The organism is Rubritalea profundi (assembly GCF_002954445.1).
GTDB lineage: Bacteria > Verrucomicrobiota > Verrucomicrobiia > Verrucomicrobiales > Akkermansiaceae > Rubritalea > Rubritalea profundi.
This window is the reverse complement of sequence record NZ_MQWA01000001.1, coordinates 675,994-694,914: the sequence shown is the minus strand read 5'-3', so window position 1 is coordinate 694,914 and position 18,921 is coordinate 675,994. Positions and strand designations below refer to the sequence as shown.

20 protein-coding genes, 1 tRNA gene and 1 pseudogene are annotated in these 18,921 nt (G+C 46.4%); 17 read left to right on the top strand and 5 right to left on the bottom strand.

Annotation, left to right across the window (positions count from 1 at the left end; translation table 11 throughout):
• The first annotated feature begins 135 nt into the window (after nucleotides 1–135).
• The 8 genes from BSZ32_RS03025 to BSZ32_RS02990 all read left to right on the top strand — a co-directional run bounded on the left by BSZ32_RS03025 (nucleotide 136) and on the right by BSZ32_RS02990 (nucleotide 6,354).
• Complete coding sequence (locus tag BSZ32_RS03025) at nucleotides 136–1,182, top strand: TraR/DksA family transcriptional regulator (protein ID WP_105042053.1); 1,047 nt, start codon at nucleotides 136–138, stop codon at nucleotides 1,180–1,182.
• Nucleotides 1,183–1,550: 368 nt separating this feature from the next.
• Complete coding sequence (rpmG, locus tag BSZ32_RS03020) at nucleotides 1,551–1,742, top strand: 50S ribosomal protein L33 (protein WP_343125950.1); 192 nt, start codon at nucleotides 1,551–1,553, stop codon at nucleotides 1,740–1,742.
• Between the two features lie 93 nt (nucleotides 1,743–1,835).
• Nucleotides 1,836–2,021, top strand: coding sequence for a 30S ribosomal protein S18 (gene rpsR, locus BSZ32_RS03015; protein WP_206018913.1), 186 nt, complete (start codon nucleotides 1,836–1,838; stop codon nucleotides 2,019–2,021).
• A 106-nt stretch (nucleotides 2,022–2,127) separates the two neighbouring features.
• On the top strand, nucleotides 2,128–2,922 hold the full coding sequence (folE2, locus tag BSZ32_RS03010) for a GTP cyclohydrolase FolE2 (protein ID WP_105042050.1): 795 nt from the start codon (nucleotides 2,128–2,130) through the stop codon (nucleotides 2,920–2,922).
• A gap of 118 nt (nucleotides 2,923–3,040) precedes the next feature.
• A complete protein-coding gene (locus BSZ32_RS03005; RefSeq protein WP_129589565.1) occupies nucleotides 3,041–3,313 on the top strand; it encodes a hypothetical protein in 273 nt (90 codons plus the stop codon).
• A gap of 335 nt (nucleotides 3,314–3,648) precedes the next feature.
• Entirely contained in the window at nucleotides 3,649–4,089 is a 441-nt protein-coding gene (locus BSZ32_RS03000) for a hypothetical protein (RefSeq protein WP_129589564.1), read from the top strand.
• Between the two features lie 4 nt (nucleotides 4,090–4,093).
• Nucleotides 4,094–4,567, top strand: coding sequence for a prepilin-type N-terminal cleavage/methylation domain-containing protein (locus BSZ32_RS02995; protein WP_105042047.1), 474 nt, complete (start codon nucleotides 4,094–4,096; stop codon nucleotides 4,565–4,567).
• A complete protein-coding gene (locus BSZ32_RS02990; protein ID WP_105042046.1) occupies nucleotides 4,564–6,354 on the top strand; it encodes a hypothetical protein in 1,791 nt (596 codons plus the stop codon). The genes BSZ32_RS02995 and BSZ32_RS02990 overlap by 4 nt, the downstream gene beginning before the upstream one ends.
• A gap of 17 nt (nucleotides 6,355–6,371) precedes the next feature.
• Here BSZ32_RS02990 and BSZ32_RS20510 read toward each other — a convergent pair whose 3' ends face one another.
• Both BSZ32_RS20510 and BSZ32_RS20505 read right to left on the bottom strand, forming a co-directional pair.
• Nucleotides 6,372–6,866 carry a 3-dehydroquinate synthase family protein gene (locus BSZ32_RS20510; protein WP_425500440.1) on the bottom strand — a complete coding sequence of 165 codons (495 nt, stop codon included), beginning with the start codon at nucleotides 6,864–6,866 and terminating at the stop codon, nucleotides 6,372–6,374.
• A gap of 108 nt (nucleotides 6,867–6,974) precedes the next feature.
• Nucleotides 6,975–7,453, bottom strand: a pseudogene (locus BSZ32_RS20505) (3-dehydroquinate synthase family protein); the annotation flags it as partial.
• A gap of 551 nt (nucleotides 7,454–8,004) precedes the next feature.
• Between BSZ32_RS20505 and BSZ32_RS02980 the strand changes: the two are divergent.
• The 3 genes from BSZ32_RS02980 to BSZ32_RS02970 all read left to right on the top strand — a co-directional run bounded on the left by BSZ32_RS02980 (nucleotide 8,005) and on the right by BSZ32_RS02970 (nucleotide 10,758).
• The gene (locus BSZ32_RS02980) at nucleotides 8,005–8,535 is read left to right on the top strand and encodes an RNA polymerase sigma factor (RefSeq protein ID WP_105042045.1); all 531 of its coding nucleotides are present in this window, start codon (nucleotides 8,005–8,007) and stop codon (nucleotides 8,533–8,535) included.
• A complete protein-coding gene (locus BSZ32_RS02975; RefSeq protein WP_105042044.1) occupies nucleotides 8,528–9,514 on the top strand; it encodes a hypothetical protein in 987 nt (328 codons plus the stop codon). Before BSZ32_RS02980 ends, BSZ32_RS02975 begins: the two co-directional genes overlap by 8 nt.
• Before the next feature lie 98 nt (nucleotides 9,515–9,612).
• Entirely contained in the window at nucleotides 9,613–10,758 is a 1,146-nt protein-coding gene (locus BSZ32_RS02970) for a methyltransferase domain-containing protein (protein ID WP_105042043.1), read from the top strand.
• A 98-nt stretch (nucleotides 10,759–10,856) separates the two neighbouring features.
• Here the strand turns inward: BSZ32_RS02970 and BSZ32_RS02965 are convergent, their stop codons facing one another.
• Together BSZ32_RS02965 and BSZ32_RS18230 are read right to left on the bottom strand one after the other, a co-directional pair.
• Nucleotides 10,857–11,303 carry a MarR family winged helix-turn-helix transcriptional regulator gene (locus BSZ32_RS02965; RefSeq protein ID WP_105042042.1) on the bottom strand — a complete coding sequence of 149 codons (447 nt, stop codon included), beginning with the start codon at nucleotides 11,301–11,303 and terminating at the stop codon, nucleotides 10,857–10,859.
• Nucleotides 11,304–11,445: 142 nt separating this feature from the next.
• The gene (locus BSZ32_RS18230) at nucleotides 11,446–11,709 is read right to left on the bottom strand and encodes a hypothetical protein (protein ID WP_129589563.1); all 264 of its coding nucleotides are present in this window, start codon (nucleotides 11,707–11,709) and stop codon (nucleotides 11,446–11,448) included.
• 284 nt (nucleotides 11,710–11,993) lie between these two features.
• Here BSZ32_RS18230 and BSZ32_RS02955 point away from each other — a divergent pair.
• The 5 genes from BSZ32_RS02955 (at nucleotide 11,994) to BSZ32_RS02935 (ending at nucleotide 15,885) form a co-directional block, all read left to right on the top strand.
• Nucleotides 11,994–12,083, top strand: a tRNA-Ser gene (locus BSZ32_RS02955).
• A gap of 222 nt (nucleotides 12,084–12,305) precedes the next feature.
• Nucleotides 12,306–12,950 (top strand): laccase domain-containing protein, encoded by a 645-nt coding sequence (locus BSZ32_RS02950; protein WP_206018702.1) that lies wholly within the window; start codon nucleotides 12,306–12,308, stop codon nucleotides 12,948–12,950.
• Nucleotides 12,951–12,965: 15 nt separating this feature from the next.
• The gene (gene ispE / locus BSZ32_RS02945; RefSeq protein ID WP_105042039.1) at nucleotides 12,966–13,787 is read left to right on the top strand and encodes a 4-(cytidine 5'-diphospho)-2-C-methyl-D-erythritol kinase; all 822 of its coding nucleotides are present in this window, start codon (nucleotides 12,966–12,968) and stop codon (nucleotides 13,785–13,787) included.
• A 63-nt stretch (nucleotides 13,788–13,850) separates the two neighbouring features.
• A complete protein-coding gene (locus tag BSZ32_RS02940) occupies nucleotides 13,851–14,867 on the top strand; it encodes a hypothetical protein (protein ID WP_105042038.1) in 1,017 nt (338 codons plus the stop codon).
• A 13-nt stretch (nucleotides 14,868–14,880) separates the two neighbouring features.
• Nucleotides 14,881–15,885, top strand: a complete 1,005-nt coding sequence (locus BSZ32_RS02935; protein WP_105042037.1) for a chorismate-binding protein — start codon at nucleotides 14,881–14,883, stop codon at nucleotides 15,883–15,885.
• Here BSZ32_RS02935 and mutS read toward each other — a convergent pair.
• On the bottom strand, nucleotides 15,882–18,392 hold the full coding sequence (mutS, locus tag BSZ32_RS02930; RefSeq protein ID WP_240610549.1) for a DNA mismatch repair protein MutS: 2,511 nt from the start codon (nucleotides 18,390–18,392) through the stop codon (nucleotides 15,882–15,884). The two genes, BSZ32_RS02935 and mutS, sit on opposite strands and share 4 nt — an antisense overlap.
• A gap of 95 nt (nucleotides 18,393–18,487) precedes the next feature.
• Here mutS and BSZ32_RS02925 point away from each other — a divergent pair, with 95 nt between their 5' ends.
• Nucleotides 18,488–18,919 (top strand): hypothetical protein, encoded by a 432-nt coding sequence (locus BSZ32_RS02925; RefSeq protein WP_129589562.1) that lies wholly within the window; start codon nucleotides 18,488–18,490, stop codon nucleotides 18,917–18,919.
• Nucleotides 18,920–18,921: the final 2 nt, after the last annotated feature.

Sequence of the window (18,921 nt, the reverse complement as noted above, 5' to 3'; positions counted from 1 at the left end):
TAACTAAATAAAACTACCTAACTCTATGGCAGCCAAAAAGAAACAGTCGAAGAAAGTCGCAAAAAAGGTGACTAATAAATCCTCAGTAAAAAAATCACCGACTAAAAAGTCGCAAAAAAATCGCCTCCTAAAAAGGTGTTAAAGAAAGCGGTCAAAAAGGCTGGGAAAAAAAGTGTGACGAAAAAAGTCACCAAAAAAGCTGCTAGCAAGAAGGCCACCAAAAAGGTGATCAAGAAATCTCCAGCTAAGAAGAAGGCAAATAAAGTGGTTAAAAAGGCCACAAAGAAGCCAGCCAAGAAGCAGGCTAAAAAAGTGACGAAGAAGGTAGCTAAGGCGCCAGTCAAGAAAACGATCAAAAAGGCTGGGAAGAAAAGTGTGACGAAAAAAGGCACCAAAAAAGCTGCCCGCAAGAAGACCACCCAAAAGGTGATTAAGAAATCTCCAGCTAAGAAGAAGGCAAATAAAGTGGTAAAAAAGGTAGCTAAAGCACCCGTTAAGAAAGCGAAGAAAAAGGCTCCTAAGAATGTAGCAAAGAAGCAGCCTGCGAAAGTGGTGAAGAAAAAAGCGTCCACAAAAAAAATCGCGATAAAGGGAGCAAAGACTCTCGTGAAGCAAACGAGTAAAAAGGCCTCCAAGAAAGTCACAAAAAAGGCAGCATCAGAGAAACCCCCAGCTAAAAAAAGTCCTCCCAAATCATCTATTAATAAAGGCTCAGTGAAAAAACCAATAAAGAAAGCCCCAGTTAAGCCAGTCAAACTCACCGTATTTATTAAGAAGCAATACCAGCGCCTTCTCGATCTTCGAGACGAACTAGTAGATACCACCACGGATAAAGCCCAAGACACTCTCAGGAATCATCCTGAGGGGAGTGAGGCTACTGGCTCGGGGATGCATCAAGGAGATGCCGGTAGTGATGCTTATGATCGTGATTTAGCGCTAAACATCCTCTCGAAGGAACAGGATGCTCTTTACGAGATTGAACAGGCTCTGTGCCGCGTTAAGAGTGGTGGCTATGGCATCTGTGAGATGTCTAGTGAGAAAATTCCGAAAGAGCGTCTCGAGGCGATTCCTTTTTGTCGTTTGACTGTGAAATGCCAAGAAAAGTGGGAAGATAGCCACGGTAAAAATCGCTTTCGACGTTCAGATGAAGTAGGTTTCGCTGGTCTGACTCACACTTTATAAGTGTTTTAAATAAATTGAATGCCTGTGAGACGACTCTGTCTTGCGGGCATTTTTTGTTTTCAACGAGAATCTCAAGCAACTACCGGGCCGGTGCCGTTGTTGTATTTATTTCTTGTGATTTGCGAGTAGAACTCGGTTTCGCTGAGAAGGCTCCCTTCGGGCTGAAAAGGTTATCTCCGCAAGGCGTCGTTGCCCCTCAATTACGGATATCTATCCGATCTATCGTCGTGGCTTGCCTAGCTTGAGATCCTTTCCAGCGCCACCAACACTAGTTGCCGGAGGCTCCCTAATGATGAGAATCTGTAAAAAAGGAGCGGTTTGACTTGACGGTAGCCTGTAATTCGGTAGTTTCCGCCTCCCGATTTCAAATATTTAAGACCATGTCACGCGATATCATCACCCTAGAGTGCACAGAAGCACGCGCAGAAGGAAAATCACCTTCACGCTACACATCCACACGAAACAAGAAGAGCCTGAATACACCAGGTCGGCTTGAGAAGAAGAAGTACAATCCAGCGCTCCGCCGCCGTACTATTCACCGTGGCTCCGCTAACAGCTAATCTACATTATTTAAATAATTAATTTTATATAACATGTCTACTGAACCAAAAACAATCGAGCGCCGTATTGCTTTCCGTAAAGCAAACCGTTGCATGACTCGTCGTCGTATTGATCTTCCTGCTGAGCAGATTGATTACAAGAACACTGCGATCCTTTCCAAGTTTACATCTGAGACAGGCAAGATCCTTCCGCGTCGTGTGACTGGCGTTTCTGCTAAGCTCCACCGCAAGATCACCCGCGAAATTAAGCGCGCACGTTCCTGCAACCTTCTTCCGTAAGGAGGCAAGGGTATTGATACCAAATTAATGATTTTCACGAGCTAGTCCGGCCTTATCTGGACTAGCTCGCTTAGTATCTCAAAATTCACTAAGTACGTCATTTTCTATGCCAGCTCGGATCCAACCACTGACGGATACACAAAACGAACGTGATGATCGCAATATAGCGATTGATCGTGTAGGGGTCAAAGCTCTGCGCTTTCCTGTCGAAGTTCGCGAAAAAGAAGGAGGAAGCCAGCGCACGGTCGCAATTACAGCTCTTGCCGTAGATCTTCCTGAGCACTTTAAGGGAACGCATATGAGCCGATTCGTGGAGGTGTTAAACAGCCACGGCAATTGTCTCGATGTCCGCGAAATGAAAAAGGTGCCTGAAGAGTTGCTTGGTCGTCTCGATGCTTCTAGAGCACACGTGGAATTCGAATTCCCATTCTTCCGTACTAAGGCAGCCCCTGTCACGGGCAAAGGCGGAGTGTTAGATTACAATATTCGCTTTGAAGTAGAGGCCTGCTCCAATGGTGACTCTGATTTCATCTGCACAGTAATGGTACCAGTGGCAACTCTCTGCCCGTGTTCTAAAGCAATCAGTGAATACGGCGCGCACAATCAGCGAGGTCTCGTTACCTTTGCTGTGAGAGCTAAACAACCGGTTTGGGTGGAAGACTTGATCGACCTAGTTGAGTCATGTGCAAGTTGTGAACTCTACAGCTTGCTTAAACGTCCTGATGAAAAATTTGTCACCGAGAAAGCCTACGAGAATCCAGTTTTTGTGGAAGATCTTGTGCGCAACATCGCGGGCAAAGCAAATGCACAAGAAAATATCGTATGGTACAAAGTGGAGGCTGAAAATTTTGAGTCGATCCACAATCATAATGCTTATGCTATGATTGAAAAGCACGTCTAAGTCGTGCTAGGTTATCCTCATGTTGAAATAACCTGGGGATGCGACCATCCGTAAACCATACTTAAGCCTGCCGGGAGCATCCAATGGGTTGCCCGAAATGCATGACATTTTGGCTTCCATGCCAAAAGAACGTGAGCATCGCTTTGAGTCTGCTGGCGAGTTCATTAGGCGACTCGCTCATAGAGTTGCAAAATGGCGTGAGGGAGTCGCTGAGGATGAAGTTCCAGTGGTGCTGACTTTTCTTCCCACTGGAGATGTGGTTGAGGTTTTGACCATTGGTGAAGATGGTCACTCCAGTGTCGTTATCGAGGGCGCTATAGATGGCGCACCATGTATGTTTATTTCTCACCAAGCCAGTCTGCAGGTCTCCTTTGCTACACTCGGAAACTAGAGGAAGAAGAGGTGGAGGCTCCCCGACGAATGATTGGATTCCATGTGGGGGGAGAAGAAATCCAAGCGTAATCGCCCGCCTGAAACCAAGTTTAGGATTGTCTCCACGCTTTTTTGTGTTTAGATGAAAGACATAATCAATGAAATAGAGTCATGTATAAAACACTGTTAGAATCACCGCTGCCGATGAAAAGAGCAGCAAAAGCATCCCCCATAGCAAATCAACGACGAGGGAGTTTTTTGGTTGAGACGACAATTTCTTTATTTGTTCTCGTGGCGATTGCAATTGTCCTCATGGACGCTTCTTTCAATATCCTAAGGCCTCGGACTTGGACGATGAAGACGAACTTGGTGGATGCTTATTTATCCCAAGAAGTAGCCTTGATGAATAGTCTTGATTTTGATGATATCGCTGCAGGCTCTGACACGAGTGGTGTCACCACAGGATGGGGGGCAGGGACCACATCTACAGCGGTCTTAGCTAATGCCGTTGTACTTAATGGCACACCGATGGGTAAGATGCCGGGATTTACCGCAGGACCGAATAATGGCCGAGACTACACGGCTACAGTCTACCGCGTGAGAATTATTCCTCAAGTCAGCGGTACTACAATCGTTAACTCCGCGACTGCTGCTGACTTTGAACAAGATGCTGCAGGCCAAGCGCTTTCGTTAGCAGACACGGGGGTCAATTGCTATGAACTGCAAACTCATGTAGTATATACTGTGGGGAATGACACCTATGTGAAAACTCGTTCTGTAATCCGCTCCCAGTAAGAAAATGAAACTATTTATAATACCTAAAAGGCGCAAAGGGTACACTTTGATTGAGTTGTCTGTAGTATTAGTGCTAGTCGTGCTGATCGCGAGCACTCTAGTGAGTATGCTCTCACAGCAAGTCCAATTCTATACCTGGTGGAATACTCAAAGGTTTATCGCTGAAGAGGCTCCGCTCGCTAATAATATAGTAGTCCGCCTTTTCGCAAAGGCCGATACGTTTAGAACAGTCACTAATGCGGGAGCAACTTCGATGCAGCTTGGTTTCGTGCAAAATAATGGAACAACTTTGTACGGTGTGATCAGCTACAACGCTGGTACTAGCAGTCTACAATACTCGTACGATGGAGGCGCTGCTTGGAACATAGCTAGTGGACTCTCAGCGGCTAACTTCAACACAGTGGGGAACACTCTCCAGTTCACTTTGACCGGTCCTTACGGAGGACAAGTAACTTATGCAGCAACACCAGCATTATGAAAACTAACTTATTTAAAAACCGCCAGAGGTCGGGACTGATTACTATACTTAGTGTGGTTGTCATCGGCAGCTTCTTACTCGCGATCATGGGAATCATGTATCGAGGCTCAATCCGGTCTCTAGAGGCGCAAAAAAAAGTACAACTTCAAGTCGACTATGATGCTAGAAAACAAGCGTTTTTGAGATCTGTTGTCACGATAGCACCTGTCACCGTCGCTAATACCATGATTAATAATGCCAACGCCAATTTCGGTGGAGCGTCAGGCTTATTCGATTTAGCGAGCAGTGTATCTAAGCTTGGGACAGCAAGGAGTTCAGCCGATGAAACAGGCATGGAATTTCCGAGCACTTATAAGAACGGCAATACAGGAAACAAGACAGGAACCTTTAACGTAGCCAATTACGTGGCTAGTGTGACTGCTGCTCCGACACCAGTATTATCGGGAAATGCGGTTGCTTTCACAAAAATAAGTTATCCAGATATTCATTTTGGCTACTACTCTGTAAATTCGATAACAGGAGCAAAGACATTCATAGCTAAAAAAAACTCATGGACGATCAATGTGCATGAACGTGCCTCAGAGATAGCTGCCGCGGGTCTAAGTTCAGGCCTTTTGACTGATCACTATGACTTGGATATTTACGAAATCCCGGCTCAGTTGGCTATCAGTTCTTCAGCATTTACCAATATCGGTCAAATAGGTACTGGGAATTACGATGCAGGCAACGCTAACAATATAACGATAAAAGGAATTGTTTATGCTAAGAAAGCGACGATGAGTCATGGAAATATTGATGGAGTTTCCACGACACAAGGCGCTGACTTAACAGGGGCTACAGTTGGTGAATATACTGTTGATGCTTCTGGAGCTCGGACCACACACGAAAATGCGAATGCTACATTCTACCCAATTTCGAAGGCATCAGATTATGCCAGAACACTGTTTTTACCAATAAATTCAGGCTTCAACTTCTTTGATAGGTTTGCGACCTCTGATATGAATGGTGACGCTACGGAGGAATGGTACACCTATTCTTGCGGAAGCCATCAATGTAAGATGAAGCTGGATGTTATTGAGGTTAAAGCAGGCATTCCAACGGCCTTACGCTTTAGTACAGATACATACGAGGTCGTTATTTTCAATGCTGCTGATAGCGATTTCACCTCTGGAGTCGCTTGGCCCGGTGTAGCCGATGATGGCTACGATGATTTCCCTTTTATTCTTGAGGATTCTTCTGGGATTCAAGGTGTAGCGATCCATTTAGGAAAGCTTGCTGATTGGATTACGACCTCAGATGGGGGCAATGTCTTTGATGTCAAAAATTACCATTCAATTGCGATCAATGCTAATTACAAAGACACATCAGTAATTGATCGACCTCTAGCCCCGACTGTTGATTTAAGTCCCCTCGTAGTGATACTTAGGGATTGTGATGATTTGACTGATTTTTCCGACGGTTTTTCAATCGTGACTAATTACACACTTCAAATTTTAGAGGATCTAAACCAGGAGCCCATAACGGGTGGGGGAGAAGATTACCCGCCACTTTCAGTTTTTGCGCCAACAATTGGATACGGATTAGGTGATCAGTTTCGTTCAGTCTCACTCACAGGCAGCATGGGCAGTTTGAATACGGGAACAGGTGAGGTAAATATTCTTGAGCTCAAAGACACGAACGGTGGTGCATCTGCGGCTCAGACATTTGCGGACCTTAAACCAATTGAGGAGATAGCAGATTTACCACCAATTAATGTAATGAATTGGTTGGTGATGATTAAAAAATAGTTTGTAGAGGCGGACTTTTAAACCTCTCGTAATGCCTCAATCGTACTTTCGATTGAATCCCAAGTAACTTCTTTAGAGACAAAAGCTGAACCTAGTTTGCTTAACAGGACGAAATTGATCGAGCCTCCGGAGAATTTTTTGTCGCGCTTCATTTTCTCAAGCACAACTTCAGTTTTGATGCTTGAATCAAGAGTTAAAGGGAGCTGATAAGCTTTGAGTAGATCTAGCACGCGCTGGGAGTCTTGCTGGCTGAGGCTGGAGTATTCTTCTGAGAGAATGAGAGCTGCTCTAATCCCTAGCGAGATTGCCTCACCGTGGAGGAATGTGCCATAGGCGACTGATGCTTCGATACCATGGCCGATGGTGTGTCCAAAATTGAGGAGAGCTCTTGTGCCAGATGTTTCTTGTTCATCTTCTTCAACAACGCGTGCTTTGATCGCAATATTGCGAGCAATCAGTTCGGCTGGTGGGGACTGGTCCTGAGACGACAATGACTCTAGTTGATCAAACATCGCAGCATCACGTATGGCGGCATGCTTGATCGCTTCAGCATAACCTTCGCGGTATTCTCTCCCTGGCAGTGTTGCCAGCGTGGCCGGATCTGCGATGACCAGTTGAGGTTGGTGAAATGCTCCAACAAGATTTTTTCCTTCGGCGATGTTTACTCCGGTTTTGCTCCAACCGATGAGTCAACAAGCGAGACGATAGTAGTAGGAATTTGAACGAAGGGAATCCCTCTATAAAATACAGAAGCAACAAAGCCCGCGAGGTCGCCGACTACTCCTCCACCAAGGGCGATGACATAGGATGAACGGTCGTGGCCCTGCTGAGTCATTTCACGGCAGAGTGTTTCTAAGTTAATCAACGACTTGGAGGCTTCGCCAGCGGTAACAATATGTGAGCTTGTGCTGTATCCTTCAGATTCCAGCTGAGAGGTCACGGCTGCTAAATAGTGTGGAGCGACGTTGCTGTCAGTGATGATGGCGGCCTTTCCTTGCAAGCCCGCTTCTCTGATGATTTTTGCTGTACTTTGCAATAATCCATAATCACACAAAACGTCATAGCTGCGATTACCTAGGTTTACGTGAACAGTTGCCATGCCATTGGGTAAGGGATCTTCTCCATTTCGTAAACTGCTTATTCATTTTTCTTAGCGCCCTAAGTGCTGGTTATCTAGCAATTTAAATTGACCTCCGACTCTTATATGCTACAAAAGAAGCATGTTGAAACATAAGATAAAGGACTCAGTGCTGGTTACTGCACTCGCCGGCGTGTCACTCTGCTTGACTTCATGTGATTGGGGTGTTCTAGGATCGAGTCCAGATCCTGTGACGGTTCATCCACCAATAATAGAGCCAACTGATGTTACTCTGGATCCGAAGCCGAAGGCTCTGACGCCTCCCATAGCGAAGCCTTTAGAGAGTCGACCAGGATTTGTGCTTAATCCGTATACTGGGACCATAGTGGATGTTCGTGGGCTGGCCTCAGGCTTGCTGGTGAGAGATCCGGAAGATCCAGATAAGACTCATACATTCTATGTGCCTTAAGCCGACTTCAAAGGTAATCTTATGGGCTTATCAACGATTCATGGGAAATAGTTGATTCTGATGGAATAGATGTGTGCTTGGAATACTCTTAACCTTAGAAAGTATGAGTGAATTTCAAGATTTAGTAGACCAACACTACCAGCCGCTCTATCGCTTTGCCTATTCGTTGGCAAAGAGTCCTGATCGTGCTGCTGACTTAGTGCAGCAAACCTTTTGTATCTGGGCGCAAAAAGGCCATCAGCTGAAAGATAGAAGCAAAGCGAAGACCTGGTTATTTACAACTCTCTACCGTGAACACCTAGGGCACGCTAGAAGGTCGAATCGTTTCCCTGAAATTGAGCTTGAAGAAGTCGATTATCATTTGCATTCACATGAGCCTGATACAAGCAGGGGCTTGGACGGCAAGCGAGCTGTGGAGCTGCTACAGCAATTGGATGAGACATTCCGAGCCCCGCTCGCACTCTTTTTCCTCCAACAGCATAGCTATAAAGAAATTGCAGCAATTCTCGATGTGCCTATTGGTACTGTGATGTCGCGGATCTCTCGCGGCAAAGAGCAATTACGTACTAAAATGCGAGACGACGCAGAAGGTAAAATTATAAACATTGAAGGAAAGGTGAGACAAAATGGATAAAACACAGGCAAAATTCTTACTGAGTAGTTTTAGACCAGATGGAGCAGATGCGCACTTACCTGAGTTTGCGGACGCTCTGAAACTAGCAGCTGAAAACCGTGAGCTAGGCGAATGGTTAGCTCACGAGAGGGCTACTGACGCTGCCTTTGCTCAGGCTTTAAATTATTTACCTATTCCAGATGGCTTGCGTGACGAGATATTAGCAGTCCTTGCCTATGATGGAAATAGTGAAGCTGTGGATGCTGATTTAGACGGTTTATTCACAGGCGGAATGACTTCGATTGCTCCGCCAGAGGGGCTACGCGACCAAATTCTTGCCGCCATGCAAATGGAACAAGGTGCCGCGAATCTTGAAAATAGCAAGGTGACTGAAATCAAGGTTTGGCGATGGCTCTCTGTTACTGCAGTTGCAGCCGCTGTGGCTGTTGGGGCTTTGGTCACAATGAACCAGCCGGGTCTTATTCAATCAAATCAAGGTGTTTTGGCAAGCGATCACACGGCAATACCTAGCCCAATGATAGGCCATTCATCGGTCCAGCGCGTAGCAGTACATTCAGCTGTACATCAAATGGCTGTGAAACTGAAATCACCAAGTCAGATCAAGCTTAACACTGACCTAGATTGCGCTAACGCAGCAATGCAGTTCTTAGATACAAAGGACCATCCAGTTCCTTCCCAGCTCCCCGTTGGACTAGCAGAAGCTAAGCTAGTAGGTGCCTGTGATATGTACCTTGATAGCGGGCAACCCATTTCATTACTCTGTTTTGAGAAAGAAGGTATGGGTATGGTGCACTTAATCGTCGTTGATTCAGCCAGTCTATCTGACGCTGATGGACTCTCATCGATGAAGAGTATTTCACTCAAAAGTTGCTATGGGTGTGATGTGACTCAGTTTAACGTAGCGCATTGGCGTGAAGGGGAAAAGACCTACATGATCCTTACCAAGGCAAAGAAAAAAGACATGATGAAGTTATTCTAACCATCCGAATTAATGGATTCCAATCATGCGTAGCTTCTAAGTTGCGTAATTTTTATTCACTTTACTGTGACTAATAATTGTTTAATTAAGAACCCATTATGAAGACCGAATCAGCCGTCAAGGCCCGCTATGCTGCTGCCGCGAATCAAGCTGAGGCTGCATTGTGTTGCCCAGTTGACTATGACCCGAAATATTTAAAAGTAATTCCGCAAGAAGTGATCGAAAAAGATTATGGCTGCGGAGATCCCTCGAAATGGCTCAAGCCTGGAGAAACAGTATTGGATCTTGGGAGTGGTACTGGAAAAATTTGTTTCATAGCCGCTCAAGTCGTGGGTGAACAGGGTAAGGTCATTGGTGTTGATATGACTGATGATATGTTAGAGGTCGCCGAGCGTAATGCCCCAATCATTGCTGATGCCATTGGTTATTCTAATGTTGAATTCCGCAAGGGCCGCATTCAAGACCTCGCTTTAGATTTAAAATTGCTTGAAGAGCACCTCTCAGAAAATCCAGTAACTGATGCAAACGCCTGGATGGCACTAGCAGCGGTAGAACAAGGCATTCGCGAAAAGAAGCCGCTAGTGGAGGACAACAGTGTCAATGTGGTAGTTTCGAACTGTGTTCTAAACCTTGTTGAGCCAGAGCTGAAAGAGCAAATGTTTCAAGAAATATACCGGGTGCTCAAGAAGGGTGGACGTGCAGTTATCTCCGACATTGTGGCTGACGAAGAAGTTCCTCTCCACCTCCAAAAGGATGCTCAGCTTTGGAGTGGTTGCATATCAGGGGCGATGACCGAAGAGGGATTTCTTAAAGCGTTTGAAGACGCTGGTTTTTATGGTGTCGAATTCGTAAAATTTGAGAGTAATCCATGGCAAACTGTCGAGGGGATTGAGTTTCGCTCAGTTACCGTGCAGGCATGGAAGGGGAAAGAAGGTCCCTGTCTGGAGCGCAACCAAGCGGTGGTCTATAATGGACCATTCAAGAAAGTACTCGATGACGATGGCCATGCAATGGAGCGAGGAAAACGTTATGCCGTATGTGAAAAGACCTACAATCTCTACAAAAGGCCTCCTTATTGTGACAGTTTTACTCTTGTAGACCCCATCGAAGAGGTGCCTTTGGCTGATGCCGAACCTTTTGATTGCTCACGTACTGCTGAGCGTCATCCTCGTGAGACCAAAGGCCAAGATTATAAACTAACGACGGCATCAAGTGATTGCTGTGATGGCGATTCCTGTTGTTAGCCTGTAGTGTCAGCTAAAATCTAAGACTCAGTAAACTAAAAAACGCACAGCTTGCGACTGCGCGTTAAAAAAGCATTTAGGCTCTAGGCCTGATCAATTTACCGATTGATAATCATTTGAGCGTGGCGAATGGTATCAGCTTCCTCTTCATCCATTTCAGCCATTGTATCAGCGAGGCTAGTTGCTATTTCACCACGCATCAGCGCTACGAGCTCAGTCCCTTTGCTCGTAATACGTACCATGATCTTGCGACGATCTTCTGCAGCGTGGACACGCTCAACATAATCAAGCTTCTCTAGGCGATCCACTAATCCAGTTGCAGCAGCAGTGGAGTGGCCCATCTTTTTAGCAATGTCTGACATCGTGAGGTAGTCCTCACTTGAAAGATAAGCCATCAGGAAAAACTGCGGGAATGAAATCTTACCACGGTTGAGTTCTGAAGATAGGTTCAGTATGCAGGAACGTTGGGTGAACAGAACAAAATCAGCTAGGCGCTCTGCTTCAGCTCGGCTGGAACCTGTGTTCATGTTGGAGGATGTGTTCATAGGAGACGATATTGTGTAGTTTGGATTTGGTCTACGAGAGTGACTCTCGAACGTAGAATAAATACTAACATTATTTTTTAAAAAACAAAACAGAAATTGTAAGCTTTTTTAAAATATTTAGTAAAATGAGTGAAATTGGGAGCTAATTTTCATTTATTTCAAATTCTATTCCGCTCTTTAGTAGAGTTGTAGTTGTTTCATTTGCATCGACTTCGGAAGAGTTACGAAGATCACGCATGAATACAGGATCGTTTACCGTGTAGTTGCCATTGCTGAGATCTGCTACATAGAACTGTCCTAGCTTTTGGCCGGTCATTTTGAGAGCGTTGACACTACCGTCAGTTCCGCGCGAGTAGAAAATGGCGTCTATTTCGGTGTTGATTCTACGGTATTTCTGAACCAGCATATAATTTTGCTTAGGATAAACTGATGAGATTCTAGCAACCAGGACGTCATTTTTCGGTTCAGGTTCAGCTGTTTCAAGCGCCCCACTAGTACAGGAATTGTTGCAAATCATTGATAGTGAAATGAGCAGAAGAATGATGCGAGATCTCATATGCTTTGGAGCTTACGTCATTGAGGCAAGGACTCAAGAATCGCTTATAAAAATGCGATTATTTTTTTTACGCTGAAGTATTGACGAGACCTCTTCTATATGGTTCTTTCCTGCACTTCGACAAACGAATCACTGGACCGGTGGCTGAGTGGTCGAAAGCGCTCCCCTGCTAAGGGAGTATACCAGTGATGGTATCGAGGGTTCGAATCCCTCCCGGTCTGCCATTCGTTTATCGATACGAAAAGCCCGCTACTGTAATAGGTAGCGGGCTTTTGTTTTTATGGAGATTTGTGATTCATACACCATGCGACTAGGTTTACCTTTGTTAGCATTCATTCAACATGGGGCATTATGTTAAGATTGGAGCGAGGAGACGGCTGCACAAGAATTGCCTAAAAAAGTGATTTTGAAAGTGATTTTGGTGGTGGTGTAGTTAGTCTATGGATGTGACTGAAAATTTTCTAGAGCCATTAGCGATTGATGGATTCCAAGCGGCCTTCATTGGGCGAATAGCAGAGGTTGCAGTCGATACTGATCGTGATGCTACCATAGCTCGCTTGCTGCCATTTCATGAAAGTGAGATTGAGAAGCTTGGGTTTACTTGGGAAAACACTTGCAGAGCCGAGCAGGTCCATGGAGGGGGAGTCGCTGTGGTCCGAGACTGCCAAGGGAGTATGGTTCCGGCAGTAGACGGCTTGATAACGAATATCCCAAGAGTTCTGCTGGCGATTTATGTAGCTGACTGCGGGGCAGTTTACTTAATTGACGAAAAGAACAAGGCCATCGGACTGGTGCATTCAGGGAAGAAGGGAACTGATGCTAAAATTACGCGGGTCGCTTTGGATAAAATGGCTGAGGAATACGGCACAATACCATCTGATGTGATTGCCGTCCTAGCTCCATGTATTCGCCCGCCCGCCTACGATTGTGATTTCGCTGCTAAAATCAGGAAGACACTAGTGGACGCGGGAGTGAAGAAGTATTTCGACTGTGGAATTTGCACTAGCTCGAACCTTAAAAAGTATTATTCCTATCGCATTGAACAAGGAGCGACAGGTAGAATGCTTGCGCTGTTGGGAATCGAAGCATAAGTAATACACCAAGCGATGAGTGAGCATAGAGAAATAGCCCGAGCAAAGATAAATCTGAATCTAAAGATATTGGGGAAAAGGGAAGATGGATTCCACGCTTTGGAGACCCGTATGGCTCCTATCAGTTTGGCTGATCAACTGACATTTACTCCGTCCGAGGAATACAGTTTAGAATGCGATCAAGCAGGAGTTCCTCTAGATGAGTCGAATCTCGTCACCATGGCTGTCCGCATTTTTCAAAGAGAAACTGGCAAGGCGTGCGCTTTCCGTGTGCAGTTAGAGAAGCTCGTGCCACATGGAGCCGGCCTTGGTGGGGGCAGTAGCGATGCTGCTGCCACACTACGAGCTCTCAATCAACTAGAGGGCACTAATCTGAGTGTGGATGTTCTAGCTGAGTGGGCAGGAGAAATCGGTAGTGATGTGCCATTCTTTGTCTACGATAGCGTCTGTGATTGCTCCGGCCGTGGGGAAATTGTGCAACCCATCGAGTGGCCGTATCTCTTAGATGCCTTATTGCTTAAGCCTAGTTTTGGTGTGAGTACGCCAGCAGCCTATAAAAATTGGCTCACCTCAGAAGAAATTTCAGGAGTCCATTATGCCGCGCAGTCGATGTCGTGGGCTGAGTTTTGCAACGACTTAGAACGTCCCGTTTTTCAGAAGCATCGCTTTCTAGCGGAGATGAAGATGTGGTTGTTACAGCAACAGGAGGTGGCCGCGGCAATGATGAGTGGCTCAGGATCCACCATGATAGCGGTTCTTCATGACCCGCTGAAGGCTGAGGATTTAAAGCAGCGGGCTAAGGATCAACTCGATCCAACTCTCTGGCTGCTGCCGTAAAAATTGGATAAGTCTGTTTTTCTATTGTTATTTTTGAGGTTCCATTGAGCATAGCCGCAGACTATGGCGTACACCGAAGATAAGGCATTTGAGTTAGTGAAGTCAGCCCATGAGCGCGAGCGATTGGGGCATGCTTTTTTGATCACAGGTGAAGCCCAGGCTGGAGGTGAAAGACTGACTTCTCGAATGATTGAGATGGTCAATGGTGCCCATGATGCCACAGCTGGTCTTGATTTATTTGGCGGCGCACCAGATCCAGAGCCCCAGACGATCGATGAACTAGAAGGCGATCTGGTGCGAGTCGTGAGACCCGAGATGAAGTCGCGTAGAATTTCTGTGAAGCAGATGCGTGCGCTTGAAAAATCCATGTACCAAGCCTCCGAAAAGGATAAGTGGAAAGTTGGAGTAGTGTTAGAGGCCGACCGCATGGGTGTCGAAGCTGAGAATGCCTTTCTAAAGACTTTGGAAGAACCTCCGACAAATTGTCTATTGTTATTGATTACCAGCAACCCAGACCGGCTTTTACCAACGATACTCTCACGCTGTGTACAGCTTAAACTAATGACGAGCGCTAAACGTGAGCCATACGAAGGGGAGGCGGAATTACTCGAAGTTTTGGGTAAGATCGGCAAAGCTGGATTTGGTTCTGTCGGACGCGCTCTCACCCTCAAGGCTGCCTTTTCTAAAGTTCTAGACCGCCGGAAATTGACCATAAGTAAAGCCAATGATGCGGCACAAAAAGAGGAAGTGCTACATTACAAACAAACCACTGAGGGAGATTGGTTAAAGCAGCGCGAGAACTACTACAAGGCCCTTACCGAGAGCGAGTACCTTCTGGAGCGAGGGCAGTTTTTAGATGTTATGATCACATGGTTGGGAGATGTTGTCCGGCAAAAATGTGGAGTGGAGAGTCTCGACTATCCTGCGCATTCAGCGGTAACAAAATCCGTAGCTGAGAGCGATTCACTAGAGTCCTTGTTGCGGCGGATGGAGGCGCTTGAGAAATTAGGCGACATGTTAGATACTAATGTCAGCGAGCCACTAGCTCTGGAAGTCGGCTTCATGCAGGCATTTGGTTAGTGAGATTCTTACTATGAGCGGCAACAAGCACAGCTATGCGATTCTAAAAACACCTAAGGGGAAAACCTTAGTGGGTGTTGGACCTTTCAAGGAGCTCGAAGAATGTCCACATACCGGAGTCGCTTTTTATAAGAATAATTTTGCTCTAGATGAAGCCCGCCCATGGAAGGTTCCACAAGAGGTCTTTGAGCTAAGTGCGTCAGATTTCGCTCAATTCAAGAAACCCAGCATTGAGTGGCAAGAGCTTCTACCTGATGGTTTCACTGGAGTTTTCAGTGAGATCAATGAAGCCATTCACCGTGGAGTCGTTGAGAAGTCTGTGCCGGTGGCGACTGAGTTTGGAAAGTTGGCTAAGGGCGATATGTTAGGTTTATTACGAGACCTTCACCACGCTGGAGAAAATTTTTATTCATACGCATGGGTTGACGGCGATGATGGATTTTGCGGTTACACACCGGAGTTGTTATTCCATTTACGTAAAGGGAGATTCAAGACCATGGCATTGGCAGGGACTGCTCGATCTGATGAACGCAGCATCTTTGCTTTCGACGAGAAAGAAATTCGAGAGCATGAGTATGTGGCCCAAACATTAGTAGCCAACCTCTCAGACATTGGGATGGTAAAACGTAGCGATCGGCAAATTATGGATCTTGGAAATTTAGTCCATTTCCATACTCCAATTGAAATCTTCATGTACGGCGATCACAGCATCGATTTCTTACTGAGAAAGATGCACCCAACTCCAGCTCTGGGTCCACTGCCTAGAACTGCAGAAACTCTGAAATTACTGCATGATTGGCGAAATAGGCTGCACGCACCGGTACATTTTGGTGCGCCTTTTGGTGTTTACGACCATGGTGAATTTCATGCGGTCGTGACTATCCGGGGAGCCTATTGGAAAGGAGAGACCGTTGCTGTGCCTTCCGGTTGTGGAGTCATCGAGGCATCCCGCCTGACCAATGAGTGGCGGGAATTAGGGCTAAAGAGAAATGCTGTGAAAGCGAGCTTTGGGATCTAACCGAATAGATCCATTTGAGGGGAGTTAGACTCGGGCATAGTAGCTTTGGTATTTTTGGCTTTTGGCTTACCCTTAGCTTCAGGCTTGGAGGAATTCATTTCTAGATGAGAAAGAATATCTTTAGCGCGGTTGACGATGGAATCTGGCAGTCCTGCTAGCTTAGCGACTTGAATACCGTAGGATTTATCCGCAGATCCTGGGAGGATCTTGCGCAAGAAGATGATTTCGTCATTCCACTCGCGCACCGCAACATTGTAGTTTTCCACTGCTTTGCGTGTGTTCGCTAGGTCGGTAAGTTCGTGGTAATGGGTGGCGAAGAGAGTGCGGGATTCTAGCGTGTCGTGTAGGTGCTCGGCGACTGACCACGCGATAGAAAGGCCATCAAATGTGGCAGTTCCTCTGCCAATTTCATCGAGGATGACTAGGGATTTATTTGTGGCGTTATTGATGATGAGCGAGGTTTCGTTCATCTCTACCATAAATGTGGACTGGCCTCGGGATATGTCATCAGAGGCTCCGACGCGGCAGAAGATTCGGTCGACTAGACCAATGTGTGCGGACTCCGCTGGTACATAGGCACCGATCTGTGCGATCAGAGTGATGAGGGCTACTTGGCGGATGTAGGTAGATTTACCTGCCATGTTAGGGCCTGTTAGGATGACTAGGCGGGAATCTTCATGATTGAGCAGTGTGTCGTTAGGTACAAATTTTTCATCGACTAAAGTTTGTTCGAGAACTGGATGACGACCTTCTAGAATACTGAGTTTACGCGATTCATCGAGGATGGGCCGCGAGTGCTGGAATAGCTGAGCCGTTTCCGCTAGGCCGAGGAGAACGTCGAGGGAGGCTAGCGCATCGGCGGTTTGTTGCAGTTCATCTAGATGTTTTGCAATTTGGGCTCTAAGCTTAGAAAATTCTTCGGCTTCGAGTTGTTTAGAACGTTCTTCAGCACCGAGTACTTTGCTTTCTACTTCCTTTAGCCCTGGAGTGATGAAGCGCTCCGCGTTGGCCATGGTTTGTTTCCGTAGGTAGTCATCTGGGACGAACTCAGCTTTGGCTTTAGTCACCTCGATGAAATAGCCGAAGACGTTATTGAATTTTATCTTCAGGCTGTCGATCCCGCTGCGTTTCCTTTCGGATTCTTGAAGCCTAGCTATCCATTGTTTGCCATCGCGCGAGGCTGAGCGGAACTCATCTAGTGGTGGGCAATAGCCGTCGCGGATAATTCCGCCATCGGTCAGCTTCGCTGGAGGCTCGTCAACGAGAGCACGTTCCAACAGCTCAACTAGGTCATCAAAGTTGTGAATATTAGCAAGCAATTGGTTCGCCAGAGGAGTACTGGAGGCGACTGCTTGTAGATCTTCTTTGAGTGTTGGTATCTGAGCCAACGACAGCCCCAGAGATTGCAGGTCTCTTGGCGAGCCACTTCCTTGTGAAAGCCTCCCTGTGGTGCGCTCGATGTCGCGAATTTGCTTGAGCGAATCACGGCATTGGTTGAGCAGGTAGGGTTGTTCGAGGAAGGCTGCAATGAGATCTTGTCTAGCGACGATAGATTCTAGGTCACGTAGTGGGTGGAGGATCCAGTCGCGCAGTTTGCGTGCTCCCATCGGAGTGGCCGTCCGATCGAGGGCGTGCAGCAATGTGTGCTTTTTGCCTGAGCGAGATTCTACCAGATCTAGGTTGTTCTGGGACGCTGAGTCGATCATGACGAACTCATTGTTATCGCGTACCGAGAGTTTCAGTAGGTGGTCGCAGGAGCGTCTGAGCTGGTAGATTAGGTAATGTAGGATAGCTCCAGCGGCAGATGTGGCTGCGGTCATTTCTGAGCAACCGAAGCCGTCGAATGACTGGACTTTGAATTGTTCTTTTAGCTGGTGCTGAGCTTGCTCGGGGATGTAGGCGTAACCGTCGTAGGGCATACAGTGGGCGACATCTCCTAATTGACTGATTTGGTCATCTGGAATGATGATCTCTGATGGTGAAAGGCGCTTGAGCTCGTCTTCAAGCTGCATTTTATCTGAAAATTCTGAGACCGTGAATTCACCAGTACTGTGGTCGGCACAGGCTAGTCCGTAGCGTTTCCCTATACAGCAAATACTGGCTAAATAATTGTGACGAGCACCGTCTAGCAAGTTGATGTCATCGACAGTTCCTGCAGAAATGATTTGGGAAATCTCACGCTCAACTAATTGTCCTTGGACTGGTGTCGAGGTTTGCTCTCCGATGGCCACTCGAATTCCGGCTCTGACGAGTTTGGCTATATAGCCTTGAGCAGCGTGGTATGGGAATCCACACATTGGTACATCGTGGCGCTTGGTGAGAGCTATATTGAGAGTCGAGGCTGCACGTTGTGCATCTTCGAAGAACATTTCATAAAAGTCACCTAAGCGGAAAAAAAGAACAACGTCGTCTGGTAGAGAACGACGCATGGCCATATATTGAGCCATCATTGGGGTAAGTTTCTTGTCTTTCTTAGCTGCCATGTGGATGGGAGTCTGATCCAGCATGGGGGGGAGTTTCAACTGTGAAGTCACGAATAGAGAGAGTTTTTCGTCGTCTCAGGCTTGACAGTTCTCTGTGATATTAGATTATGGCTCGGATCATGACAAAAAGTAAATTTTCACGTACATTTAAAGTGCTCGCTCTTGGGAGCTTTGCCCTAGTTTCCAGTCTTCAAGCTGAGGAAGAAGATACAAAAATGTCAATAGAGATGCAGACTGTGAGTAAGCAGCTCAAATCTCTTAGAAAAATTGCTAAGGATGACTTTGCCGCGGCTGCTGAGGCTGTGCATAAGGCGCATGTGGCTTTACTTTCAGCAATGCAGTACACGGCGTCAATGGTGGAGGAAATGCCAGCTGGCGATGAGAAAGCAAAAGCGCTGGCTGATTCTCGTCGTTTACTAGGGCTTTCCTATGCGGCACTGTGTGAGTTAGAGATAGCCTACCTAGAGAAGGATCCAGCAAAGATTGAAGCGGCTATGACTAAGGTGAAGGGAACTAAGAAGGAAGGCCATAAAAAGTATACCGACGACTAAAT